We start from the raw sequence: 25,818 nt of genomic DNA, 5'->3' as shown, positions 1-25,818 counted from the left end.
TTATCAAGATTGTGCCATTGCCATGCAAATGACACTAATTTTAGCGCCGGGAATTTTCAATAAAGCATGTGAACAAGCTTCTAATGTGGCTCCTGTCGTGATAACATCATCAATTAAAAGGAAATGTTTATGATGATCTTTTGCTGTAAAGGAAACATCAAAAACAGTTTCGATTCCTTCGGTTCTTCCTAATAAATTTTTCTTCGATTGCGTTTTTGAATACACATTCCGAATTAAAAGAGAATCATTATAAACTAAATTTAAACTCGAAGAAAGCGCTTCCCCAAAGGCGGTAACTTGATTGTATCCTCTTTCTTTTAATTTTTTTCTATGAAGAGGAACCGGAATAATTTCATCTACGGATTGTAGCAATTGGATATTTTTTAAATCTTCGGCATACCATTCTCCAACTATTGTTCCTATTTCCTCGTGTCCTTTGTATTTCAAATTATGGATGAGTTCTTGGACAATTCCCTTTTTATGAAAATAAAATAATGCTGAGGTGTGTAGTACAGGAATTCTTCCATAAAACTTTTTGAAAGCATCATTCTCTGGATTCAAATGATGATTCGTCAGCGGAATATCATGCCTGCAAACGGTGCAAATCACATTTTCATTTACAACTAAAAAGGAGTTGCAACCGGAGCAAACTTTTGGAAAAAATAGATTAATAACGCTTTCAAACATGTAATCAAGGATTTATTTATAAAAATAGGTAAATCAATGCTTCAATCTTTAACAATTTTCTTTTTTTTAAGTTCACTTTTTATATTTTTGCATCATTATGGCAAAACAAGAAGATTTATTTAAGAATGTAATTTCGCATGCAAAGGAATACGGATTTATTTTTCCGTCAAGCGAAATTTACGATGGTTTAAGTGCAGTCTATGATTATGCACAAAACGGAGTAGAGTTAAAAAAGAATATACGCGAATATTGGTGGAAAGCAATGGTTCAAATGAACGATAACATTGTTGGTCTTGACGCGGCAATATTGATGCACCCAACTACTTGGAAGGCATCAGGTCACGTGGATGCTTTCAACGATCCATTAATTGACAACAAAGATTCAAAAAGAAGATATAGAGCCGATGTTTTGATTGAAGATTATGCCGAAAAGCTAAATCAAAAAGCAATCAAGGAAATCGAAAAAGCGCGTGCTCGTTTTGGGGATGCTTTCAACGAACAGGAATTTGTGACTACAAATGCCCGTGTTATGGAGTACAAAGCCAAAGAAAGAGAAATTCTGGAAAGAATGGCTCGTTCGCTTGGTAATGAAGATTTGGAAGATGTAAAAGCGTTAATCGAAGAACTGGAAATTGCTTGTCCGGAATCGGGTTCTAGAAACTGGACCGAAGTACGTCAATTTAATTTGATGTTCGGTACTAAATTAGGAGCGTCAGCTGATACGGCAATGGATTTATATCTACGTCCGGAAACAGCTCAAGGTATTTTTGTGAATTTCTTGAATGTACAAAAATCAGGAAGAATGAAAGTTCCTTTTGGAATTGCACAAACAGGAAAAGCATTTAGAAATGAGATTGTAGCTAGACAATTTATTTTCCGTATGCGTGAGTTTGAACAAATGGAAATGCAATTTTTTGTGCGTCCAGGCGATGAAATGAAATGGTACGAACATTGGAAAACAGCAAGATTAAACTGGCATTTGTCATTAGGACTTGGAAAAGAAAATTACCGTTTTCACGACCACGAAAAACTGGCGCATTATGCCAATGCGGCGGCCGATATTGAGTTTAACTTTCCTTTTGGATTCAAAGAATTAGAAGGAATTCACTCTCGTACTGATTTTGATTTGAAAGCGCATGAACAGTTTTCAGGTAGAAAATTACAATATTTTGATGCTGAATTGAATCAGAATTATGTTCCTTATGTAGTGGAAACTTCAGTAGGATTAGATAGAATGTTCTTAGCTGTTTTTGCAACTTCATTAAAAGAAGAAACATTAGAAGATGGTTCCACAAGAACAGTTCTAAAATTACCGGCAGTTTTAGCACCAACAAAAGCGGCAGTTTTACCATTGGTTAAAAAAGACGGATTACCGGAAATAGCACATAAAATCATTGAAGATTTAAAATGGGATTTCAATGTGGCGTATGATGAAAAAGATGCTGTAGGAAGACGTTATAGAAGACAGGATGCATTAGGAACTCCTTTTTGTATTACTGTAGACCATCAAACTATCGAGGATCAAACCGTAACAATTCGTCATAGAGATACGATGAAACAAGACCGTGTAAAAATCGCAGATTTAAGATTAATTATAGAAAATGAAGTTTCGATGAAAAATTGGTTGATGAAAATGTAATTATTTTTTTCGTTTATATAAGAAAGCTTTCCGAAACGGAGAGCTTTTTTATTTTGCATAGGGTCAGTAATTTTTTTAATGCACAATTAATTATAAAAGAATAGTTATTAATTTCTTTTATAACAAGAATTTATGCGCTTTGTCGGCTTTATTTGCACTTCATCTTAATGTATCAACATTTGTTAAAAACATATTAACAAGATCTATTAAAAAATGGTTAAATGCTTATTTTTAGACTGTTAAATAAGGGTTTTTATGCAATGTTTTATGCTTTTGTTTAATTAGTTTCCCAAAACTACCAGTATTACTTAATAATTTGAAGTGTATTTTACTTTGGACATCTGATGATATGCCTAACAATTCTAGGAAAAACCATTGATGAATTACTCGTACATTATTATTGACGACGATCAAGAAAGTGTTTCGAAAACGAAAGCCATTGCGGATAGTTTTTCGGAGCTTGCTTTTGTGGCATCGGCAAATAATTACACGGATGGCTTAAATCTTATTTTAGAACACACCCCTCAATTAGTTTTTCTTGAAATTGACCCTGCTAATGCGGCCAGTAATTTATCATTAATACTTATTAATGAGTTATACCGATATCTTAAAATAATCCCGAAGATTATTGTTACTACCACTAAGAAAGATTTGGCTTTTGAAGCTATTCAATATGAAGTGGCAGATTATTTATTAAAACCGTTGACGCGTATCGATATTGTAAAATCAATTTTAAAATTGAACAAATCGAATAACGCAGAAGAAGTTCTTTCGAAACAATCACCAACTCTTGATGAAGAACCTATAGTTTCAGTTAGACAAGAAACGCCAAATCAGGAGCAGCCTCTTATTCTATGTATAAAATCATATGGTGATTACAGGTATATTGATGCTAAAGATATTTGCTATTTCCAAGCGGATAATAATTCTACTGACATACACCTAAATAATGGTGAAATGATAACCGCTTTCAAAACATTGAAGCATTTTGAAGGGATTCTTTCTTTTCCTTTCATCAGAATTCATAACAGTTATATCGTAAACCGAAATTATATTTCTAGAATTCATACGGGAAATACGGTATGTTATATTAAAAACACCACTACAAAACTTCCTTTCTCCAAATCGTATAAGGCAAATATCGACCTTATTATTTCTGATTTTTCCAACGGAAATTACCTCGAAATTTAAAAAATAGTCATTCACTCTAATTTGAGGGTCATTCACTATCAGATGACCGTATTCTACCATATATGCCTTTTTTTGTAGGAAATTTTAAGATAACCTATGTAGTTTTACTAAAGAATTTCCTGCTAAAGGAAGTTAAAATCAGTAAAAAATATAAACATATAAAAATCCCAAATCATGAAAAAAGCAATCTTAACAATCGGTTTATTCTCATTAGTGATGATTTTAACATCATTCACTACACCAGAAACAAATAATATTACAAATGGCGATACTAATGTTAATATAGTTGGAGGAACAGCAACAGGAGGAAATGTAAAAGTAGATATAGTTGGAGGAACAGCAACAGGTGGAAATGTAAAAGTAGATATTGTTGGAGGAACAGCAACAGGAGGAAATGTAAAAGTAGATATTGTTGGAGGTACAGCAACAGGTGGAAATGTAAAAGTGGATTAATACTTTAAGATTTTTTTTAAATATATTTAGGCTATCAATTATTTGATAGCCTTTTTTTATGTCAATAGATTTATTTTACTATTTTTGGTAAAATTCGTTAGAAACTATTGAAAAATAAATACTTCATATATATATTATTGTTTCTGTTATTCGGTTTTTTTGGTTGCTCCAAAAAAAAGGCTGAAAACATTCCTGTTATTTCTTCTCAAGACAGTCTTTCATCTTATTTTTCATTAGCAAATGATTTCAATCTGCCTCGACAAAAAAGGCAAGAATATAATTATAAAGCGTTTGATATAGTCATAAATCAGGAGAACGATTCGCTCAACCGAGTCAATCTCTTCAAAGTTGCGAATAGATATTATAACATAAACAATTGGAAAGATTTTAATAAAACTGTACATGTTGTTTTAGAGAAGTCAGAAAGTGCCAAGGATACTTTAAACATAACAAAGGCCTACACCTATTTAGGAGATTATTATGATTCTCAAGCAGTTTTAGACAGCGCTTTTCTGTTTTATTATAAAGCAGAAAAAATGTATGTGAAACTGGGGGATAATTTTAATTTGGGTAAAATACTAATAAACAAGGCTAATTTACAATATAAGGCGGGTGATTTTTTAGGGAGTGAAAAATCAGTTTTCAATGTGCTACGAATAATTAAAGGAGAAAAGCAAATAAATAATATTTTATACGATGCTTATAACCTTCTGGGAATAATATATGGTGAGCTTGGTGAATTTGAAAATGCAATTACATATCATAATAAAGCATTAGTAATTAGTGATGATGAAATAATACCTAAGGAATTTCAGTCCAAAGCTACGACGTATAATAATATCGGGTTTCTGTATCTAAATTCTAGAAACTACTTGCTTGCAAAAAGTTATTTTCAAAAAGGATTGGAACAAAAAAACTTAAAAATACAAAAGCCATACGTTTATACCATGTTGTTAGATAACTTGGCATATTCAAAATTTAAATTGAAAGATTCAGATAAACTACCGGAATTATTTTATCAATCGCTAAAATTGAGAGATAGTCTTCAATTGACCACAGGGATATTTATTAATAAAATTCATTTGTCAGAATATTTCGCTTCAAAAAAGGATGCTGTAAAGTCATTGCAATATTCTAAAGAAGCACTTTTATTATCTCGAACCACCAATAATCCTCGTGATATTTTAGTTGCACTGAAACAATTAGCTGTTATAGAACCCCAAAAAGCTTCTGTTTATTCAAAAGAATATATTCGAATCAACGAAGAGTTACAAAAAGCAGAACGAAAAATGGGAGATAAATTCTCTCGTATAGAATATGAAACCGATCAAATAAAAGGCGAGAACACTAATCTGGAAACTAAAAACAGGAATCTATTGTTTGGATTTAGTGCATTTACCATTTTGGGATTATTTTTGTATATCATTAAGGCGCAAAAAGCTAAAAACAGGGAATTGTTATTCAAACAAGAGCAGCAAAAGGTCAATGAGGAAATTTATAATTTGATGATTTCGCAGCAAAGTACCATTGAAACCAATAGAATTGTGGAGAAAAAAAGAGTTGCACAAGAGTTGCATGATGGAGTATTAGGTAGAATGTTTGGCGTACGAATGAATTTAGATGGGTTGAATAGATTCAATGATGAGATTGCTGTTAACCAAAGAAATAGTTATTTGTCGGAATTAAAAAATATAGAGCAGGATATTCGTGAAATTTCACATGATTTGAATAGAGAAAAATCAGAATTAATTAATAACTTCGTTGCCATAGTAAATAATTTGTTTGAAGAACAAAAAAAGACATTTAAACCAAAACTAGCTACAATCATTGATCCAACTATAAAATGGGAGTTGTTAAGCAATGCGGTTAAAATAAATTTATACCGAATTATTCAGGAGTCGCTTCAAAATATTAATAAGTATGCCAACGCGAGTGCTATCAAAGTAGAACTCAAAAAAAAGGAGGATGATTTATTTTTAGTAGTAAGTGATGATGGAATTGGGTTTAATGTGAACAAAGCAAAAAAGGGTATAGGTCTACAAAACATACAATCTCGAACAAGTGAATGTGATGGAATGGTCGACATAAAATCAAAAAAAGGAGAAGGAACAAGCATTACAATTACAGTCCCAATAGAACAGAAACAAATACTTACAGAGAAATGACACTTGCCTCAACTGAAAAGACAATCATTCAAAATAATATATTAATCGTAGACGATCATCCTTTTATTATAGAAGGGTATAAGAATGCAATTACAAGATATAACCCTAAGGGATTTGAATTTTTTATTAGCCAGGCCAAAGATTGTGAATCGGCATACGATATCATTACAAATCCTGCTACTTTAGCTTTTGATATCGCTTTTTTAGACATTAGTATGCCGCCTTACGAAGAAAAAGGGATTTATTCGGGGGAGGATTTGGCAAAATTGATTAATGAATTTATGCCCAATTGCAAAATTATTTTGCTGACAATGTATACTGAATTGCTAAAAATAAAGACGATAATTAAAACAATAAACCCAAATGGACTAGTAATTAAAAATGATTTAACATTCGATGAATTACTTTTTGCTTTTGATAAAGTCATAAAAAACGAAATATATTACAGTCAATCTGTTCAAAAAATGTTAGACTTGGCAGAAAAAGACACAATAGAAATTGATCAATTTGATAAACAGATTCTGTTTCATTTATCGAAAGGTACTAAGCTGAATGATATTCCACAATATATTCCAATATCATTAGGTGCAATAGAAAGAAGAAAGCTAAATCTAAAAGAATTATTGAAAATAGACAATGGTAGCGATATTGATTTAATTCGCGAGGCAAAAAATCAAGGATTACTTTTTTAGCTATTAAATGAATTTCAAACAAAAAACGACACTTGTGAAAGTGTCGTTTTTTGTTTGGTTTATGTATATTTTATTCACTCAAAGCATCCCAACCACGGGCTTTTAAAGCAATTTTTGTGTTGGCTCGAGTGACTAAGTGAATGCCTTCACTTTCTTGTGTCATGTGGCCAATAATGGTGAAATTTGGATTACCTTTTATTTTTTCAAAGTCTTCCATGGCAATGGTAAAAAGCAATTCGTAATCTTCCCCTCCGTTTATCGCAACTGTCGTGCTATCGATGTTGAATTCTTCACAGACATTAATAAATTGAGGATCGATTGGTAATTTGTCCTCATATAAATTACAGCCCACTTTGGATTGTTTGCACAAATGCATAATTTCAGATGACAATCCATCAGAAATATCAATCATTGAAGTTGGTTTTATCTCTAAAGCGTGCAATAAAGTACGCACATCTTTTCTGGCCTCCGGTTTTAATTGACGTTCGATCAAATAGGTATAAGCGTCCAAATCCGGTTGTGAATTTGGGTTGACCTGAAAAACCTGTTTCTCACGCTCCAAAACCTGCAATCCCATGTAAGCAGCTCCAATATCTCCGGTTACAACTAATAAATCGGTTTGTTTGGCACCGTTTCTGTACACTATTTCATTTTCATCAGCTTCGCCAATAGCGGTAATGCTGATAATCAATCCTTTTTGTGATGAAGTAGTGTCGCCACCTATAACATCTACATTATATTCACGTGCTGCATGCGTAATTCCTGCAAATAATTCATCTAAAGCTTCCAAAGGAAAACGATTAGACACCGCAATTGAAACCGTGATTTGTGTTGGCTTTGCATTCATGGCGCAAATATCAGAAACATTGACCACGACCGCTTTGTAACCTAAATGTTTTAACGGCATATAAGCCAAATCAAAATGTACACCTTCAATCAATAAATCAGTGGAAATAACTACTTTTTTAGCTGCAAAATCCAAAACGGCAGCATCATCTCCAATTCCTTTTAAAGTCGAAGGTTGATTGATTTCAAAGTTTTTTGTCAAATGGTCTATCAATCCAAATTCTCCTAATTGAGCTATACTTGTGCGTTGTGGGGTTTTATCTTCGATCATTTTTTTTCTTTGTTTTGAGGTTGCAAATATACGAAGAAATATTCGCCTTGAATTGTATCAATTTTTATGAATTTTATCCGACCTTTAGAGTATTAAATTTGTAAAAATGAAGTCATTTGATATTGTTACACTTACGGTTAATCCTGCTTTGGATAAAAGTGCTCATTTTAGAGGTTTAGTCCCGGAACAAAAAATTCGATGCGGATTACCACGTTATGATGCAGGTGGAGGCGGAATTAATGTTTCGAAAGCAATTTCTCGTTTAGGCGGCCAATCATACTGTGTGTTCACTTCGGGCGGACCTATTGGCACGATGCTTAAAGAACTTGTTCAGAAAGAAAAAATAGAATATGAAGCCATAGAAATCCAGAGTTGGACAAGAGAAAGCTTTGTTGCGGTTGATGATAATACAAATTTACAATACCGTTTTAGTTTCCAAGGAGCCGAAATAACGGAATTGGAAAAAGACAAAATTATTCAGACAATTCAAAAATTAAAGTCCAAATATTTAGTTATTAGTGGAGGTTTGAATGAAGGATTGTCATCAGATTTTTATCAAGTTTTTGCTGGTATTGCGAAAGAATCTAATTCAAAATTGATTGTGGATACTTCGGGTGAAGCTTTGAAAAAAGTGATTGAAGCGGGTGTTTATATGATAAAACCGAATATTGGCGAATTAGCAAAACTGATAGATGTCGAAAGTCTCGAAATGGAAGAAGTAAATAAAGCCGCAAAACAAATCATTGCCAAAGGTGGTGCCGAAATCGTAGTCGTTTCCCTTGGTCCACAAGGCGCAGTATTGGTTACAAAAGATTCTTATGATTTTGTTCCTGCTCCCAATGTAGCGAAAAAAAGTACCGTTGGTGCAGGTGACAGTATGGTTGGTGGAATGGTTTGGGCACTTTCGCAAAATAAAAACCTGAAAGAAGTTATTCGTTGGGGTGTAGCCTGCGGATCAGCAGCAACGATGAATGAAGGAACCCAATTGTTTAGATTCGAAGATGCCAAACGATTGTTTGAATGGTTGAAGAATAAATAAATTTGAAATCCGATTATTATTTGAATTATTGTTTGAATTGCCGTTGGTTTTAACCAACGGAAGGAAATGTATAAATCTTGCTGGCTTTAGCCAAAATTGCGCTCTATTTTGGCTAAAGCCAATGCTACTTGAATCCCTATTCCGTTGGTTAAAACCAACGGCAATTCATACGGGCAGTGCGAATGTAATCATAGGTTCTTTATAAACAGATGTAAATATTTCTAAATCAGAAATGACTATGTATAAAAAAACCTGACAATTTTCATTATCAGGTTTCCTATTTATTTCAACAAAGTCCTTCCTTTCGGGAAGGATTTAGGATGGAATTTAATCATTCAATTTCAAAACCGCCATAAACGCTTCTTGCGGAATTTCAACATTCCCCACAAGTCTCATACGTTTTTTACCTTTTTTCTGTTTTTCCAATAATTTACGTTTACGAGAAATATCCCCGCCATAACATTTGGCGGTAACGTCTTTACGCAACGCTTTTATCGTTTCACGCGAAATTACTTTAACACCGATTGCTGCTTGAACAGGAATGTCAAACTGCTGGCGTGGGATTAATTCTTTCAGTTTTTCACACATTTTTTTACCAATAGAATACGCATTATCGGCATGCATCAAAGATGACAAAGCATCCACAATGGTAGCGTTCAACAAGATATCAACTTTAACCAAATTAGAAGTTCGCATCCCAATTGGCGTATAATCAAAAGAAGCATATCCTTTAGAAACTGTTTTCAAACGGTCATAAAAGTCAAATACAATCTCTGCCAACGGCATATCAAAAGTCAATTCTACACGTTCCGTAGTCAAATACGTTTGATTAGTAATTAACCCACGTTTTTCGATACATAAACTCATTACATTCCCAACATAATCGGCTTTGGTAATGATAGTTGCTTTTATAAAAGGCTCTTCAACATGGTCTAAACGAGAAGGCTCGGGCAAGTCCGAAGGATTGTTTACTATAAGTGGTGTTGTAGGATCTTTTTTAGTATAAGCTAAATACGAAACGTTGGGAACCGTAGTAATAACAGTCATATTGAACTCACGCTCCAATCGTTCTTGGATAATTTCCATGTGCAACATTCCTAAGAATCCACAACGGAAACCAAATCCCAAAGCTGCCGAGCTTTCCGGTAAAAACACCAGAGAAGCATCATTCAACTGCAATTTTTCCATAGAGTTTCTCAACTCTTCGTAATCTTCGGTATCTACAGGATAGATTCCAGCAAAAACCATTGGTTTCACATCTTCAAAACCATGAATTATATTCGTTGTTGGATTTTTTGCATCCGTCAATGTATCTCCTACTTTTACTTCTTTGGCTTCTTTAATTCCAGAAATCAAATAACCAACATCACCTGCCGAAATTACTTGTTTCGGAACTTGGTTCAGTTTTAAAGTCCCAATTTCATCCGCAAAATATTCATTTCCGGTAGCCATGAATTTAATCTTTTGGCCTTTTTTAATCTGTCCGTTTTTCACACGGAAAATAACTTCGATTCCTCGAAACGGATTGTAATGCGAGTCAAAAATTAAGGCTTGTAATGGCTCATCAATATTTCCTGTTGGAGGTGGAATTCTTTCGATAATGGCTGCCAAAATATTTTCTACACCCAAACCGGTTTTACCCGAAGCATGAATAATATCTTCCAGTTTACATCCTAACAAGTCCACAATATCATCGCTAACTTCCTCAGGATTCGCACTTGGTAGATCTACTTTATTCAAAACTGGAATAATCTCCAAGTCATTTTCGAGAGCCAAATACAAATTTGAAATTGTTTGCGCCTGAATACTTTGCGCAGCATCCACAATCAAAAGTGCACCTTCACAAGCCGCAATCGACCGGGAAACCTCATACGAAAAATCCACGTGTCCCGGAGTATCAATCAAATTCAGGATGTATTCTTGTCCTTTATAAGTATATTCCATCTGGATCGCGTGACTTTTTATCGTAATCCCACGTTCGCGCTCCAAGTCCATGTTATCAAGCAATTGCGCTTTTTCTTCACGAGCGGTAACGGTTTGTGTTGCGCCAAGTAATCGGTCAGCAAGCGTACTTTTTCCGTGATCAATATGTGCAATTATGCAAAAATTCCTTATGTGTTTCATTTTCTGTTTATATCAAATTTATTTAGGTTTACCCTGAATTTGTTTCAGGGCGTGACCCGCTGAAAAAGCGGGTCGGGCTATCCGTTTCAAGTCCTCGCAAAGTTCCGCTGTCGCTACACTTTGCTGTGGGCTTTCCACTTCTATCCCTCACGCAAATACCAATTTATTTTAAATTACCTGACAGCCCTGGCTATCCTCCTCTTAATCTCAAATCTCACGCAAAACCATCGCTTGCCCAAAAAATTAGTTTGGAAAGGGACAATTAATCTGCAAATATACGCTAAATTCAACAGTTTCAAAGTCTCAAAACCGCAAACTAATCGGTTTGTGTAAAGTCTTTCCGCATTTAATAAACTAGCCCAATAGCTTTTAACATAATTATCTAAAATCACGGGTCTATTCGTCTATTATTTTTAAGTTTATTATCGTTTCATCTAAAAAGCGTATTTTTGCAAAAAAAATGAAGATGGTCAAGATTGGCAACATAATATTACCCGAATTCCCTTTACTTCTCGCACCTATGGAAGATGTGAGCGATCCGCCTTTTCGCAGATTGTGCAAAGCCCATGGTGCTGATTTAATGTATTCGGAATTTATTTCTTCTGAAGGATTAATTCGGGATGCCATCAAAAGCCGAATGAAATTAGACATCTTCGATTACGAACGCCCAGTTGGAATCCAGATTTTTGGGGGAGACGAAGAAGCAATGGCCATGTCTTCCAAAATTGTTTCAGCAGTAAATCCAGATTTAATAGATATTAATTTTGGATGCCCTGTAAAAAAAGTGGTTTGCAAAGGTGCCGGTGCCGGTGTTTTGAAAGACGTTGATTTGATGATTCGTTTGACTCAGGCTGTTATCGATAGTACCCATTTGCCAGTAACCGTAAAAACCCGTTTGGGTTGGGACGATAATTCCATTAATATTGATGAAGTTGCGGAACGTTTGCAAGACATTGGTGTTGCAGCTTTGAGTATACACGCCAGAACACGTGCCCAAATGTACAAAGGACACTCTGATTGGTCGCACATTGCCCGAGTAAAAAATAATCCCAGAATCACGATGCCTATTTTTGGTAACGGTGATATCGATTCGCCGGAAAAAGCATTACATTATAAAAATGAATACGGTATTGACGGAATCATGATTGGTCGTGCTGCGATTGGTTATCCTTGGATTTTCAACGAAATTAAACATTACTTCAAAACAGGGGAACATTTACCAAAACCTACCGTTGTCGATAGAGTGGAAGCAGTTCGAAATCACCTCACTTGGGCAATGGAATGGAAAGGAGAAAGATTGGGTATCGTTGAAACCAGACCACATTATACCAATTATTTCAAAGGAATTCATTCTTTTAAAACCTTCAAACAAAAATTAGTAACGCTAGATCGACCTGAAGAGTTGTTTGCTGCTTTGAATGAGATTGAAGAAGCGTATGCGGGTTATGAAGTAGTGTAGCTAAATAATTTAAACACGAATTCCGCTAATTTGCACAAATTAATTCGTGTAAATTAGTGGAATTCGTGTTTTATTTTTTTAAACCTGAAACCTGAAACCTGAAACCTGAAACCTGAAACCTGAAATCATTAATCTTAATCCAACAACTTCTTACTCACGCGGCTACTTGCAATCAGCGAAGCAATAAAACCAAGCGTGACAATAGTTCCCAAAACAATCAATACATTTTCCAGAGAGAAAACTACAGGGTAAGCCAGCGTAGGTGTAATCATAACCAGTTGAAAATGTTGTTGCAGTAACACAATTATAACTCCTAAAACCAACCCGATAATTCCGCCAAAAACACTCAATAAAGTTCCTTGGAGCAAAAATATTTTTCGTAAATCCTTGATTTCAGTTCCGAGATTGAATAAGGTTTTTAGGTTTCCTTTTTTATCCAAAATCATCATAATCAGCGCGCCAATTAAGTTGAAAAGTGCCACAACAATCACTAAGGTAAAAATCAAATACACCGCAATATTCTCAGTATTCAACATTTTATAGAGCGATTCGTTGAGTTGAGCCCTATTTTTTACAGTAATGGTATTATTAAAAATGGTTTGAAGTTGGTCTGTGATGGCATTTTCATCAGTACCAGCTTTTTCTTTGATTTCAATCCCCGAAACCTGATTGGTTTTATATTCCAATAATTCTTGCGCTAAACCCAAATCGGCAAAAACATATTTAGAATCAAGATCTTCGCTGATGGCATAAATTCCAACAGGAATAATATCAGTTTTGTTAAAAGCCTGTTCTGGATTTTCGATAGCGCCTTTCCCAGGTTTTGGGACTAAAACTTCCAATTGATGATTAAAATCAAGCAATCCCATCGAGAATTTTTGGGCAATTCCGTACCCAACTACTACTTGATAGGTGTCTGGTTTGAGCCACTGCCCGTTGAAAAGTTTCTTTTCAATAGCATTTACTTTGCTAAAGTTGGAATCAACTCCTTTCAAGTAAGTAACTTCCTGTTTTCCGTCAAAAGTAAATAAAACGCGCTCCTCTATTATTTTTGTATAAGAAGCTAGCCCATCAATTTTCTTGATTTGGCTTTCCTGCGTTGGAGAAATAAGGAATGATTTCCCTAGAGTACTGCTTATTTTTAAATCAGGATCAATATCATTCGTAAACGAAAGACTAAAAACTTTCAATCCGCTAAAAACAGATAAAACCACAAACAAAGCCATTGCGCCAACAATAATTCCCATGCTGGCAATTCGATTGATGATATTGATCGCATTGTTTTTACTGTTGCTAAGAATATAGCGTTTGGCTATGTAAAGGGGGAAATTCAAATTTTATGAATGTCTGCGTTTTTCTAGAAGATCTCTGTTTTCTATAGGATTTTCTTGATTTTTCAAGGCATTGTCAATTTTTTCAATGTAGTCTAAAGAGTCATCAATAAAGAAAACCAAATTTGGAACTTTTCTTAATTGTAAACGAACACGTTGTGATAAATCGTGTTTTATTAAAGTCGAATTCGTCTTTATTGCCGCCAAAGTTTCCTTAGCTTTATCCTGAGGAAAAATGCTTAAATGTACTGTAGCCACGGATAAATCTGAAGTTACAACAACCTTGGATACCGAAATTATCAAATTTGTAACTCCGTTTTTTCTCACTTCACCTTGCAGAATGTCAACCAAATCTTTTTGGATAACCCCACCTATTTTTTTCTGTCTATTTGTTTCCATGCTGCAAAAATACTACTTTTAAGTTTTATACGAACAAATTTTAAAAGTAACCTAAAAATAGTTGTGTTTTTAGAAGCTATTTCCTGCTATTCGCTATATCTTATGTGCCGTCCCGAAGCTTCGGGACGGCACATAAGGATGTCGCTTCAAACGAAGTTCACTGAACTCCTATAAAAATAGAAGCTAAGTGAAGTAATCAGGGCTAGGGCTTTATCGGAATTAACATCATTTAGATTAATGTATAAAATTTACACATTCCAAAACTTATATTTTCTTAATTGACTTATATGGTTTAAAATCTATTTTGTCAAAAAAACATCAAAATGCAAAGACCTTCATTCTCCATATACGACGCATCGGCAGGTTCAGGAAAAACTTACGCCTTGGTCAAAGAATATTTAAAAATAATTCTTGTTGCTAAGAAAAATGATGCCTATCGTAACATTCTAGCCATTACGTTTACCAACAAAGCGGTGCACGAAATGAAAAGCCGAATCGTAGGCAGTTTATCCGAATTTGCCAAAAACGAACCAAATCCAAAAGCGCAGGATTTAATGCAGGATTTGGCTATAGACACTGAACTTTCCATTATTGAAATCAAAACCAAATCACAACAAATCATCAAGCATATTATTCATAATTATGCCGCTTTTGATATTTCGACCATTGATAAATTCACACATAAAGTCATTCGGGCTTTTGCCCATGATTTGAATTTGCCTATGACTTTTGAAGTCACTTTAGATACCGAAAATTTATTGATAGAAGCAGTCGATGCCATAATTGCCCAAGCCGGAGAAGATGAAACATTAACAAAACTGTTAATCGATTTCACGATGGAAAAAACCGATGATGACAAATCTTGGGATATTTCGCGTGAAATTCTCGAAACCGGTCGTTTAGTTTTAAACGAAAATAATAGAAATGAAATTACCCATTTTCAGGATAAATCCATTGCTGAGTTTGTCGAAATAAAAAACAAACTAGCCGAAGCCTGTAAAGTTTTGGAAAAAGAAAGTGTCGTTTTTGCGGAGGAAGCTTTGTTGCTAATCGAAAAAAACGGAATTGATACCAAATCCTTTTCAGCAGGACATTTTCCAAAACATTTGTCGAGTATTCAAGAAGGAAAATTCAATCCAAAAAACAAAACCTATCACGAATTTGATGACATAAAAATCAATAAAACGGCAAAAGACCGTGCAATTATTGAAAACATAATTCCTGATTTATTGCAAACGCTTGATAAAATTTACAAAAGTTTCGAAAAGCGTGATTTTTATAAAGCCTTTCTGAAAAATATTACGCCCTTATCGTTGTTAAATACGGTTAGCAACGAATTGGCAAAAATCCAGAGCGAACAAAACGTACTTTCCATTTCCGAATTCAATGCAATCATTCACCGTGAAATTCAAAATCAACCTGCGCCTTTTATTTATGAACGATTGGGGGAACGTTACCGTCATTTTTTCATTGATGAATTTCAGGACACTTCCGAAATGCAGTGGCAAAACTTGATTCCGCTGATTGACAATGCACTTTCGGGTCAGGATGATTTTGGTGTAAAAGGAACTTTGATGATTGTGGGTGACCCGAAACAGTCTATTTACAGATGGCGTGGTGGAAAAGCGGAACAGTTTATTGAATTGAGTAAAGACCAAAATCCGTTCAATAATCCCGATAAAAAACTCGAACATTTAGATAAAAATTACCGCAGTTATTCGCAAATAATCGAATTCAATAATGATCTCTTTAAATTGTTGTCGAATGAATTCGAACATCTGGATTATAAAGATTTGTATGAAAATCACAGTCATCAAAAGACAAACAACAAAACGGGTGGCTATGTAAATATTTCCTTTATCCCGAAAGTAGAGGAAATAGATAATAATCCCGAAGCTTCGGGAGATGAAGAAGCCTTGGATAAAACCGATTTGTATGTTTTAGCAACATTAAATACGATTCAAAAAGTACTACAACAAGGATTTGAATATAAGGATATTGTGATTCTGACCAGAAAGCGAGATCAGGGAATTGCAATTGCAAATTATTTGACGGAGCAAGGAATTCCGCTTTTGTCCTCAGAAACGCTAATGATTCAAAACGCTACCGAAGTTCGGTTAATTATTCATTTATTAAAATACCTGAAAAACAGTTCTGATTTGGAATCCAAAGCGCATTTCCTTCAATATTTAGCTCAAAACAGTCAGGATAAATTACCGATTCACGATTTTATTGCTCAAGGAATGGCATTATTTAAGGAAACTGATTTCGAAAATTGGTTGATGAGTTTTGATGTTTCACTTTCATTTCAAAACATTAGAAAAAAATCATTATATGAAGCGGTTGAAACTATAATAGCAAAGTTTCTCCCCCCAGCCCCCTCCGAAGGAAGGGGTGACGGAGTGGTTAACTATGTGAATGATAGTTTTGATAAATTAGGGTATATGACAGGCGGAAATTATTCTCATCTTTTGATGGAAAAAGCAAAAAAAATGAGGAAGAACCCGACAAATGCTGAAAAAATCTTGTGGTTGGAGCTTAAGTCCCAGTCTTTAGATAGTAAATTTAGACAACAACATTTGATAGATGATTTTATTGTTGATTTTGTTTGTTTGTCAAAAAAACTGGTAATTGAAGTTGATGGCGATTATCATTTTACTGAAGAACAAGTTGAGTTAGACAATGATAGAACAATTACCCTAAATAAATTAGGGTATAAAGTCATTCGATTTAAAAACGAAGAAATCATAGGGAGTATTTCGATAGTTTTAGAAAAAATAAAAAACGAATTAATTTCACAAGAGAATTTTTTTATTGAGAATTCGACGGTATCGGATAAAACGGAAGAGAATTTTTCTATTGACAAAGTAACCGTTCAGTCTCCCTCCCCTTTGGGGAGGGTCGGGGAGGGGAATGCCTACGTTCAATATTTTCTGGACATTGTTCTCGAACGAGACATTCGCAACCAAGCTGGAATTTCTGATTTCTTAAATTATTGGGATAAAAATGCGGATAAATTTAGCATTCCGTCTCCGGAAGGGACTAATGCGGTCCGGATTATGACCATTCACAAGTCAAAAGGTTTGGAATTTCCGGTTGTGATTTTTCCTTTTGCCGAGGAAGATTACAATAGAAAACCTAAAGATAAATTATGGCTCAATGCTGAGGAACAAGATTTCGGTTTGCCCAAAGTTTTAATTGACAATAGTAGCGCAGTTGAAGGATTTGGAGAGGAAGCTGCTGAGGTTTACAATCAAAAAAAGCAGGAAGAGTTATTGGATAATATCAATGTTTTGTATGTGGCTTTAACCCGAGCTGAGGAACAATTGTATGTGATTTCGAATATGAACTTGTCCAGTAAAGGAGAAGTTCCAAAAAATAATATGTGTGCCTTTTTTATTAATTATTTAGGTAATAAAGGCGAATTCGATGAAAATAAATTGGAATATGAATTTGGGAGCTCAACGAAATTATCTTCAGCAAAACAACACATCGATACTTCAAAAACGATTCCTTTGGTTTTAGGAATTCTAAATCCAAAGAATATAAAAATCGCACAGCGAGAAGCATTAATGTGGGGAACGCATCAGCAGGAAGCTATAGAATATGGAAATGTAATTCACGAGATTTTATCTTTTGTGAAAACTAAAAACGATGTTGATTTGGCAATTACAAAGTCTATTGAAAACGGATTGATAACTTTTGCTCAAAAAGAAACAGTTTTTAAAACGATTCAGGAAATTGTCAATCATTTAGAACTTTCAACTTATTTTGCTGAAGGAAATGAAATTTTGAATGAACAAACGATTATTCAAAAAGAAGGAAAAGCAGTAAAACCGGATCGAATGGTTTTAACGAAAAACAGAGAAGTATTGTTGCTGGATTATAAAACTGGAACGCATAATGTTAAATATCAACAACAATTGGAGAATTATCAGGATGCTATTGAGAAAATAGGATACAAAGTAGTTAAAAAGGCATTGATATACATAGGGAAAGAAATCGATGTAGTAAATTTGTAAGCTAATATTGAAATGAATAAATAACGGCTTAAATAAACACATAAAATGTACGGAAAAATCAAAGAATACTTACAGTCAGAATTGCAAACTATTGAAGATAATGGAATTTTCAAAAAAGAAAGAATCATCACTTCTCCGCAAGGAGCAGAAATCACGATTTCGACAGGGGAGAAAGTTTTAAATTTTTGTGCCAATAATTACCTTGGATTGTCATCGCATCCAGAAGTGATCCAGGCTGCTAAAGATGCTTTGGACACGCATGGTTTCGGAATGTCATCGGTACGTTTTATCTGTGGAACCCAAGATATTCATAAAACACTGGAAAAAAAGATTTCTGAGTTTTACGGAACAGAAGATACTATTCTTTATGCAGCGGCTTTTGATGCCAATGGTGGTGTTTTTGAGCCGTTGTTAGGAGAGAACGATGCAATAATCTCGGATAGTTTGAATCATGCTTCCATTATAGATGGTGTTCGTTTGTGTAAAGCGGCTCGTTATCGCTATGAAAACAGCAATATGGAAGATTTGGAAAAGCAATTGATCAAAGCTAACGAAGCCGGAGCCCGATTCAAATTAATTGTTACAGACGGTGTTTTTTCTATGGATGGTGTTGTGGCTCCTTTGGATAAAATTTGTGATTTGGCTGATAAATATGATGCCATGGTTATGGTGGATGAATGTCATGCTGCCGGATTCATTGGTGCAACTGGAAAAGGAACATTGGAGGCAAAAGGTGTAATGGGAAGAGTTGATATCATCACCGGAACATTAGGGAAAGCACTTGGTGGTGCCATGGGAGGATATACCACAGCCAAAAAAGAAATTATTGAAATATTACGTCAACGTTCCAGACCTTACTTGTTCTCTAATTCTTTAGCACCAGCAATTGTTGGAGCTTCAATAAAAGTATTTGAACTATTAGAAAAGGATACTTCATTGCGTGATAAGCTAGAATGGAATACAAACTATTTCAAAGAAGGAATGAAAAAGGCTGGTTTTGATATTATTGATGGTGATTCTGCGATTGTTCCTGTGATGCTTTATGATGCAAAATTGTCTCAAACTATGGCAAATGAGCTCTTAAAAAAAGGTATTTATGTTATAGGCTTCTTTTTTCCGGTGGTTCCTAAGGATAAAGCGAGAATTAGAGTGCAGCTCTCCGCAGCACATACAAAGGCGCATTTGGATAAGGCAATTGGTGCTTTTGTTGAAGTTGGGCGTCTGTTGGATGTTATATAATTTCTGTTGAATGTTATATAATTTCCACTTTGTACCTATATTTTTGTTTTTTTTTAACATTTCATTTTGTAGTTAAAAATTTACGAGTTACTTTTGTCTGTAATTAACTAAATTGTAATTAAAAAAAATTAAGTATGAAACATCTTAACAAACTTCTAGTTGCTGTGATGATGGTGATGGGTTTAAGCTCTCACGCACAAGACGGTAACAATCCATGGGCAATCTCTTTTGGGGTTAATGCCGTTGACACTAAAACTAGTGCAGGTGGTGGGCATAATTGGTTAGACAAACATTTTTCTCAGCCATTCGCTGTTAAAGATAACTGGAATATTCTTCCTTCTGTATCATACCTTAGTGTATCTAGATTCATAGGAGATAATTTCTCTTTTGGACTTAGTGGTTCTGTAAATAAAATTGATAAATATGTGAAATTTGATCCAACTGCTGTTGGTCATGATTCTCGCGGATACGTAGTATCTAATCCTGGGGATTTAATGTATTATGGTATTGATGCAACTATCAAATACAGTTTGATGAACTTAATCAACTCTAAAGTAATTGATCCGTCATTATCTGTTGGTGGAGGATATACATTCTTTGGTGATAGTAGTTATGGAACTCTTAATCCAGGTGCTGGTCTTACTTTATGGTTTACTGAAGCTATTGGGCTAGAACTTGCAACAAAATACAAAAAATCTTTTGGTGATAGAGAAGATGCTTCTGGAACTCCAGACGCTCCATCACATTTTCAACATTCTGCAGGTCTTGTTTTCAAATTTGGAGGTAAAGATACTGATGGTGATGGAATATATGACAAAGATGATGCATGTCCAGAAGTTGCTGGTTTAAAACAATTCAACGGATGTCCTGATACTGATGGTGATGGAATTCAAGATAGTGCTGATGCTTGTCCAGAAGTTGCTGGTTTAGCTGCATTAAATGGTTGTCCTGATGCTGATGGCGATGGAATTGCTGATGGTAATGATGCTTGTCCAGATGTATTTGGTTTAGCTGCATTAAAAGGTTGTCCAGATGCTGATGGCGATGGAGTTGCTGATAAAGATGATAAATGTCCAACTGTTGCAGGTCCTAAAGAAAACGCAGGTTGTCCTTGGCCAGACACTGATGGAGATGGTGTTTTAGATAAAGATGATGCATGTCCTGAAGTAAAAGGTACTGTTGCTAACAACGGTTGTCCTGAAATTACAGAAGAACAAGTAATGAAATTAAATACTTATGCTAAAACAATTTTGTTCAACAGTGGTAAATCTACTTTTAAAGAAGAAACTTACCCTGTATTGCAAAACATTGTAGCTATCTTAAAAGAATATCCTACAGCAAAATTCATGATTGAAGGACATACTGATAGTGATGGTAGTAATGCTATGAACCAAACGTTATCTGAAAACAGAGCTGCTGCAGTTAAAAATTATTTAATTGAAAACGGAATTGCTGCTGATAGACTTAGATCTACAGGTTTTGGTGAAACTAAACCAATTGGCACTAATAAAACAGCTAAAGGAAAAGCGAAAAACAGAAGAGTTGAAGTGAAATTAATCAAAGAATAATTTCTTTCAAATATTTATAGAAAACGCCTCGATTTATCGAGGCGTTTTTTTTATTTTTATAAAATGACAAATACTTCTTTTCTTGATAAGATAGCTTCGGTTTTAATCGAAAACTATTCAGACAATCTTTCGAATACGATTGTAGTATTACCAAACAAAAGAGCCAAAATATTCTTAATTGAGGCTCTAAAAAATCAAGTAACGACAAACATACTTTCGCCTGAAATTATAAGTATTGAAGACTTTGTTCAAAACATAGCAGGCATCCGTACGATTGATCCGATAGAGCTGTTATTCGAATTCTATGAAGTCTATTTGTCAATTACTGAAAAAGTAAATCAACAATCATTTGAATTATTTGCAAATTGGGCTAAAACGCTTTTACAGGATTTTAATGAAATCGACCGCTATTTATTGGAACCTTCGCATGTTCTTTCTTATTTGAAAGATATCGAGGATATCAAAAAATGGGGAATTGAAGTCGAAAATAAAACTGTCTTATTAGAAAAATACATCGATTTTTGGAAATTACTGCCCAATTACTATCAATCCCTTTATACCCATTTATTGAATAAAGGAATCGGGTATCAAGGATTGATTTATCGTGAAGCGGTAAACAACTTAAACCATTTTTCGAATTCAGTACAAAACAAACAATTCCTGTTTGCGGGTTTTAATGCGCTGAATACAGCCGAAGAAAAAATAATCCAACATCTTATTGCTTCTGATCAAGCCAAAATATATTGGGATGTAGATCAAACGTTCCTAAATGACCCGTATCATGATGCAGGACTGTTTGTAAGGCGTTTTAAAGAAAGTTGGAAGTATTACAAGTCCAATCCTTTTGAATGGATTCTAAATGATTTTTCGCAGACTAAAAATATTCAGGTTATTGGGACACCAAAAACTATCGGTCAAGCTAAAATCGCCGGAAGTATTATTGAAAATGTCATCAATGAAAATCCTGAGGGTAAGTTAGATAAAGTCGCAGTTGTACTGGGTGAGGAAAATCTTTTGGTTCCGCTTTTATATTCGTTGCCATCAACTGTTGGTGCTTTGAATATTACAATGGGTTATTCGAGTAAGAACAATCCAGCGCAGATTTTGATTGCAAAATTGTTTAAAATGCATACGAATGCTTTGTCCAGAAATGCCAAAAGTTATGTATTGTATTATAAAGATGTATTGGATATTTTGACACATCCTTTGGTGGAACCTTTTGCAAAAACGAATGCATTAGTTAAGATCATTAATCAAAATAATTACACATTTATCACCCATCATAAATTGATGGAGCTTAATGGGAATCCATCGGAGTTATTTCTTTTATTATTCCAAAAATGGGAAAACGGATCGATTCCAGTATTAGAGACTATTTCTAAATTATTGCAAACCATAAAGAACAATTTGAGTAACGACAATGAAGAAGAGAAAATCACCAAAGCTTTCGTTTTTGCAATTTTCAAAGTGATTAATAAACTAATTAATTACTATTCGAAACACAAACATATTGATAAAATAGAAACGCTTTATGCTATTTACAAGCAAGTAATTGATTTAGCCGAAGTTTCCTTTGAAGGAGAGCCGTTGAATGGTTTACAGATTATGGGAGTCTTAGAAAGTCGGGTATTGGACTTTGATACTGTAATCGTTACCTCAATGAATGAAGGGAAATTTCCAGCCGGAAAATCGCAAAATTCATTTATTCCGTATGATGTAAAACGCGAATTAGGTTTGCCAACTTTTAAAGAAAAAGATGCGATTTATACGTACCATTTCTACCATTTATTACAACGCACTAAAAATATTTACTTGCTTTATAATACCGAAAGCGAAGGTTTGGATGCGGGTGAAAAAAGCAGATTCATCACGCAATTGGAAGTGGAAAAACAAGGGAATCATACTTTGTCTCATGAAATTTACAATGCTGTTCTTCCTGAAACTGCCTATCAGCCGATGGTAATTCCAAAGTCGGAAAGTGTTATGGTTCGTTTGAAAGAAATTGCCGAGAAAGGTTTTTCTCCATCTGCTTTGACGAGTTATATCAGGAATCCAATTCAGTTTTATTTCCAGAAGATTTTACGCATCAGCGAAGTCGAAGAAGTCGAAGAAAATATAGCACTAAACACGTTAGGAACTATTATTCACGAAACGCTGAAAGTCCTTTACGAACCGTTCATTGGGAAGTTTATTTCGGAAAGTGATATTTTAAATTGTTTTAAACAAATTGATGTTGAGGTTCTGAAACAATTCAAATTGGTTTACAAAGAAGGAGAAATCAAAAAAGGAAGAAATTTATTGGCTTTTGAAGTTGCAAAACGAAATGTTTCGAATTTCCTGAAAGTAGAATTAGAGAGTATTAAGAATGGTGACGCAATCAAAATTATCGCTTTGGAACAAACATTCGAGCGACTATTAAATCATCCTAATTTGCCTTTTCCGGTATTGATAAAAGGAAATGTGGACAGAATTGAAGAGCGTAACGGAATCATTAGAATTATCGATTACAAAACGGGTAAAGTAGAAAAAGCAAGCGTCACTTTAAAGTCATGGAAAGGATTAACAGAAGATATTAAAAGCGACAAAATCATTCAGGTTTTGGCTTATGCGTTTATGTACGAAAATGAGGCAAAGGGAAAACCAATTGAAGCCGGAATTATTTCTTTTAAGAACTTGAAAGCAGGATTTCTTCCGTTTAATTTTAAAGAAGACAAAGAGGTCAATTCAATCATAAACGAGGATATTTTGAGTAATTATCTCGAACAAATGGTTCTTTTATTAAGCGAAATTTTGGATGAGAATATTCCTTTTGAAGAAAAAATAATTTAAACATAAATCCCCATTAGAAAATTAGCCAACATCTTTGAGTTTTATAAAAGCACTTTGACGATAGCCTTGTCTATAAGTGCTTTGTCATGGGTTTTTGGGGGATTTGAAACCTTCAAATACGTACTTATTGTTTTTGGTTTCTTCATTAGTATTTTGATAAAAGAAGTGAATTCTAAAAATGAATATTTGTTTTATTACAATAACGGAATTTCAAAACTGAAATTGTTGACTTTTAGTTTTCTAATGAATATTGTTTTTTCAATGCTGTTTATTTTAGTCATTAATTTAATGCTGCAATTAATATGACTAAAAGTATTTTAGAAGTTGACAGCGTTCAAAAACAATACGATGGGAAAATCATAGTTTCAGATGTGTATTTGAAATGTGAAACTGCTGATATTATTGGCATTTTAGGAAGGAATGGTTCTGGAAAATCGACATTGTTAAAAATCATTTTCGGAATTGTAACTGCCGATTTTAAATTTGTTCATGTAGATGGTGAAGTGAAATTAAAAACCAGTGATTTACTAAACCAAATAAGTTATTTGTCTCAAGATAATTTTATTCCAAATTTATTTTCTGTAAAAAAGACTATTGTATTGTCTACTGCCAAAGATAAACTGCAGGAATTTTATGCTGACGACATGATTCAAACGATACTTAATAAAAAAATAAAGAATTTGTCCGGCGGAGAATTGCGGTATTTAGGAATTAAATTAATACTCAATAATCCTTCAAAATTTGTTTTGCTTGACGAGCCTTATAACGGTTTGTCGCCAATTATGATTGAAAAGATAAATGGATTAATCACTGAAATGTCAATTGCAAAAGGAATTATCATCACGGATCATAATTATGAAAATGTGATTAAAGTCTCCACAAAATTAGCGTTGATGAAAGAAGGAAAACTGCGCCACTTAAATGATAGAAGTGAATTGGTTGAAAAAGGTTATTTGAACTCAGAAATGATTTAGATACTTTTAAAAAAAGTTAACAATACTTTCAATAATTCCTCTTGGTTCTCAATATGACTCATGTGTCCATCTGGAAAAGAAACCAGTTGCACAGTAGTATTTTCTATTTGTTCTTTAGTTTCTTCGTAATTTAAAACAGGATCTTTTTCGCCCAGAATCAATAGTTTTGGATAGGGGGTAAGGTGTAATAAAACTTCACGATCTTTTCTTATTTTCATTCCTTCGAGTGAAGCAACAATTCCTTGAAGGGGCGTTTTTAAAGCTTCTTTTTTTACCCTTTCAATTTCTGATGAAAGTCTCTCTCGATTGGATTCGCTGAATAAATTTGCGATGGACAGTGAAACAAAATTCATGAAAGATTGTTTTGCCGCTTTAATAGCTCGGTTCCGATTTATTTTTCGTTCCTTGCTGTCGGCTCTTGCGGTTGAATTTAATAAAACGAATCCTTTTATGTTTTCAGGATATAATTCTGCGAAAGCCAAAGCTACATAACCACCCATAGAATGTCCTACAAAAATTGCTTTCCTGATGCGCAATTCCGATAAAACGGCGTGAACGGCATCGGCATTATCCTCCATTGTTTGTACATAACTCAAACATTCCGATTCGCCATGCCCCAATAAATCAATCGTGATGACGCGGTTTTTTTTAGCAAATTCCGGAATGTAAAAATCCCACATGTCCTTGTTCTCCAAAAAACCGTGGAGCAAGACAATAGCAGTTCCTTTTCCAGTATCGGAATAGGAGATGTTGGTATTTTTAAAGAGAATTTGTTTCAAAATGGAAATTTAGTCTACAAAAATAACACTTTATTTTTTTATGATTTTATTATAGTAACTGTTTAAAAGGGTTGCCATGAATTACATGAAAAAAAAACGAAGTGAAAATTG

The 25,818-nt window shown here is 34.2% G+C and carries 18 protein-coding genes; 12 read left to right on the top strand and 6 right to left on the bottom strand.

What is annotated here, in order from left to right; translation table 11 throughout:
* Window positions 1–3: 3 nt before the first annotated feature.
* Window positions 4–687, bottom strand: a complete 684-nt coding sequence (locus tag ACNO7W_RS06740) for a ComF family protein (RefSeq protein ID WP_143386998.1) — start codon at window positions 685–687, stop codon at window positions 4–6.
* Window positions 688–784: 97 nt separating this feature from the next.
* Here ACNO7W_RS06740 and ACNO7W_RS06735 point away from each other — a divergent pair, with 97 nt between their 5' ends.
* The 5 genes from ACNO7W_RS06735 (at window position 785) to ACNO7W_RS06715 (ending at window position 6,827) form a co-directional block, all read left to right on the top strand.
* On the top strand, window positions 785–2,326 hold the full coding sequence (locus ACNO7W_RS06735) for a glycine--tRNA ligase (protein WP_417937506.1): 1,542 nt from the start codon (window positions 785–787) through the stop codon (window positions 2,324–2,326).
* A 378-nt stretch (window positions 2,327–2,704) separates the two neighbouring features.
* The gene (locus tag ACNO7W_RS06730) at window positions 2,705–3,517 is read left to right on the top strand and encodes a LytR/AlgR family response regulator transcription factor (protein WP_417937505.1); all 813 of its coding nucleotides are present in this window, start codon (window positions 2,705–2,707) and stop codon (window positions 3,515–3,517) included.
* 174 nt (window positions 3,518–3,691) lie between these two features.
* Window positions 3,692–3,970 carry a 3-oxoacyl-ACP reductase gene (locus ACNO7W_RS06725; protein WP_417937504.1) on the top strand — a complete coding sequence of 93 codons (279 nt, stop codon included), beginning with the start codon at window positions 3,692–3,694 and terminating at the stop codon, window positions 3,968–3,970.
* 107 nt (window positions 3,971–4,077) lie between these two features.
* Window positions 4,078–6,135 carry a tetratricopeptide repeat-containing sensor histidine kinase gene (locus ACNO7W_RS06720; protein WP_417937503.1) on the top strand — a complete coding sequence of 686 codons (2,058 nt, stop codon included), beginning with the start codon at window positions 4,078–4,080 and terminating at the stop codon, window positions 6,133–6,135.
* Window positions 6,132–6,827: a response regulator gene (locus ACNO7W_RS06715; RefSeq protein WP_144064617.1), complete on the top strand. Its 696-nt coding sequence runs from the start codon at window positions 6,132–6,134 to the stop codon at window positions 6,825–6,827. The genes ACNO7W_RS06720 and ACNO7W_RS06715 overlap by 4 nt, the downstream gene beginning before the upstream one ends.
* Window positions 6,828–6,897: 70 nt before the next feature.
* Here ACNO7W_RS06715 and thiL read toward each other — a convergent pair whose 3' ends face one another.
* A complete protein-coding gene (gene thiL, locus ACNO7W_RS06710; protein ID WP_143387006.1) occupies window positions 6,898–7,944 on the bottom strand; it encodes a thiamine-phosphate kinase in 1,047 nt (348 codons plus the stop codon).
* Between the two features lie 106 nt (window positions 7,945–8,050).
* Between thiL and ACNO7W_RS06705 the strand changes: the two genes are divergently transcribed.
* Complete coding sequence (locus tag ACNO7W_RS06705) at window positions 8,051–8,983, top strand: 1-phosphofructokinase family hexose kinase (protein WP_417937502.1); 933 nt, start codon at window positions 8,051–8,053, stop codon at window positions 8,981–8,983.
* A 327-nt stretch (window positions 8,984–9,310) separates the two neighbouring features.
* Here ACNO7W_RS06705 and lepA read toward each other — a convergent pair whose 3' ends face one another.
* Window positions 9,311–11,107 (bottom strand): translation elongation factor 4, encoded by a 1,797-nt coding sequence (gene lepA, locus ACNO7W_RS06700; protein ID WP_417937501.1) that lies wholly within the window; start codon window positions 11,105–11,107, stop codon window positions 9,311–9,313.
* A 466-nt stretch (window positions 11,108–11,573) separates the two neighbouring features.
* Here lepA and dusB point away from each other — a divergent pair, with 466 nt between their 5' ends.
* Window positions 11,574–12,566 carry a tRNA dihydrouridine synthase DusB gene (gene dusB / locus ACNO7W_RS06695; RefSeq protein WP_417937573.1) on the top strand — a complete coding sequence of 331 codons (993 nt, stop codon included), beginning with the start codon at window positions 11,574–11,576 and terminating at the stop codon, window positions 12,564–12,566.
* A gap of 134 nt (window positions 12,567–12,700) precedes the next feature.
* On the opposite strand, the gene ACNO7W_RS06690 is transcribed toward dusB, so the two are convergent.
* Both ACNO7W_RS06690 and rbfA read right to left on the bottom strand, forming a co-directional pair.
* Window positions 12,701–13,900 (bottom strand): ABC transporter permease, encoded by a 1,200-nt coding sequence (locus ACNO7W_RS06690; protein ID WP_417937500.1) that lies wholly within the window; start codon window positions 13,898–13,900, stop codon window positions 12,701–12,703.
* A gap of 3 nt (window positions 13,901–13,903) precedes the next feature.
* A complete protein-coding gene (gene rbfA / locus ACNO7W_RS06685; protein ID WP_291249165.1) occupies window positions 13,904–14,296 on the bottom strand; it encodes a 30S ribosome-binding factor RbfA in 393 nt (130 codons plus the stop codon).
* A 323-nt stretch (window positions 14,297–14,619) separates the two neighbouring features.
* On the opposite strand from rbfA, the gene ACNO7W_RS06680 reads away from it, so the two are divergent.
* From ACNO7W_RS06680 to ACNO7W_RS06660, 5 genes are all read left to right on the top strand, one after another.
* Window positions 14,620–18,318: a UvrD-helicase domain-containing protein gene (locus ACNO7W_RS06680; protein WP_417937499.1), complete on the top strand. Its 3,699-nt coding sequence runs from the start codon at window positions 14,620–14,622 to the stop codon at window positions 18,316–18,318.
* Between the two features lie 45 nt (window positions 18,319–18,363).
* Window positions 18,364–19,557: a glycine C-acetyltransferase gene (gene kbl, locus ACNO7W_RS06675; RefSeq protein ID WP_417937498.1), complete on the top strand. Its 1,194-nt coding sequence runs from the start codon at window positions 18,364–18,366 to the stop codon at window positions 19,555–19,557.
* 134 nt (window positions 19,558–19,691) lie between these two features.
* A complete protein-coding gene (locus ACNO7W_RS06670; RefSeq protein ID WP_417937497.1) occupies window positions 19,692–21,125 on the top strand; it encodes an OmpA family protein in 1,434 nt (477 codons plus the stop codon).
* A gap of 63 nt (window positions 21,126–21,188) precedes the next feature.
* Window positions 21,189–23,954, top strand: a complete 2,766-nt coding sequence (locus ACNO7W_RS06665; protein ID WP_417937496.1) for a PD-(D/E)XK nuclease family protein — start codon at window positions 21,189–21,191, stop codon at window positions 23,952–23,954.
* Between the two features lie 302 nt (window positions 23,955–24,256).
* Window positions 24,257–24,928 carry an ATP-binding cassette domain-containing protein gene (locus ACNO7W_RS06660; protein ID WP_417937495.1) on the top strand — a complete coding sequence of 224 codons (672 nt, stop codon included), beginning with the start codon at window positions 24,257–24,259 and terminating at the stop codon, window positions 24,926–24,928.
* On the opposite strand, the gene ACNO7W_RS06655 is transcribed toward ACNO7W_RS06660, so the two are convergent.
* A complete protein-coding gene (locus ACNO7W_RS06655) occupies window positions 24,925–25,707 on the bottom strand; it encodes an alpha/beta fold hydrolase (protein WP_417937494.1) in 783 nt (260 codons plus the stop codon). The two genes, ACNO7W_RS06660 and ACNO7W_RS06655, sit on opposite strands and share 4 nt — an antisense overlap.
* Window positions 25,708–25,818: the final 111 nt, after the last annotated feature.

The organism is Flavobacterium sp. ZB4R12, from assembly GCF_048276375.1.
GTDB classification, from domain to species: Bacteria; Bacteroidota; Bacteroidia; order Flavobacteriales; family Flavobacteriaceae; genus Flavobacterium; species Flavobacterium gawalongense.
The sequence above is the reverse complement of the archived record's forward strand: the minus strand, read 5'-3'. Positions and strand labels throughout refer to the sequence as shown.

What these genes read in the sequence shown, in the direction of transcription:
- ACNO7W_RS06715 (WP_144064617.1), top strand. Translation starts at nt 6,132, where the DNA reads ATGACACTTGCCTCAACTGAAAAGACAATCATTCAAAATAATATATTA.
- ACNO7W_RS06725 (WP_417937504.1), top strand. Translation starts at nt 3,692, where the DNA reads ATGAAAAAAGCAATCTTAACAATCGGTTTATTCTCATTAGTGATGATT.
- dusB (WP_417937573.1), top strand. Translation starts at nt 11,574, where the DNA reads ATGGTCAAGATTGGCAACATAATATTACCCGAATTCCCTTTACTTCTC.
- ACNO7W_RS06730 (WP_417937505.1), top strand. Translation starts at nt 2,705, where the DNA reads ATGAATTACTCGTACATTATTATTGACGACGATCAAGAAAGTGTTTCG.
- rbfA (WP_291249165.1), bottom strand. Translation starts at nt 14,296, where the DNA reads ATGGAAACAAATAGACAGAAAAAAATAGGTGGGGTTATCCAAAAAGAT.
- ACNO7W_RS06665 (WP_417937496.1), top strand. Translation starts at nt 21,189, where the DNA reads ATGACAAATACTTCTTTTCTTGATAAGATAGCTTCGGTTTTAATCGAA.
- ACNO7W_RS06670 (WP_417937497.1), top strand. Translation starts at nt 19,692, where the DNA reads ATGAAACATCTTAACAAACTTCTAGTTGCTGTGATGATGGTGATGGGT.
- ACNO7W_RS06705 (WP_417937502.1), top strand. Translation starts at nt 8,051, where the DNA reads ATGAAGTCATTTGATATTGTTACACTTACGGTTAATCCTGCTTTGGAT.
- thiL (WP_143387006.1), bottom strand. Translation starts at nt 7,944, where the DNA reads ATGATCGAAGATAAAACCCCACAACGCACAAGTATAGCTCAATTAGGA.
- ACNO7W_RS06680 (WP_417937499.1), top strand. Translation starts at nt 14,620, where the DNA reads ATGCAAAGACCTTCATTCTCCATATACGACGCATCGGCAGGTTCAGGA.
- lepA (WP_417937501.1), bottom strand. Translation starts at nt 11,107, where the DNA reads ATGAAACACATAAGGAATTTTTGCATAATTGCACATATTGATCACGGA.
- ACNO7W_RS06660 (WP_417937495.1), top strand. Translation starts at nt 24,257, where the DNA reads ATGACTAAAAGTATTTTAGAAGTTGACAGCGTTCAAAAACAATACGAT.
- ACNO7W_RS06735 (WP_417937506.1), top strand. Translation starts at nt 785, where the DNA reads ATGGCAAAACAAGAAGATTTATTTAAGAATGTAATTTCGCATGCAAAG.
- ACNO7W_RS06740 (WP_143386998.1), bottom strand. Translation starts at nt 687, where the DNA reads ATGTTTGAAAGCGTTATTAATCTATTTTTTCCAAAAGTTTGCTCCGGT.
- kbl (WP_417937498.1), top strand. Translation starts at nt 18,364, where the DNA reads ATGTACGGAAAAATCAAAGAATACTTACAGTCAGAATTGCAAACTATT.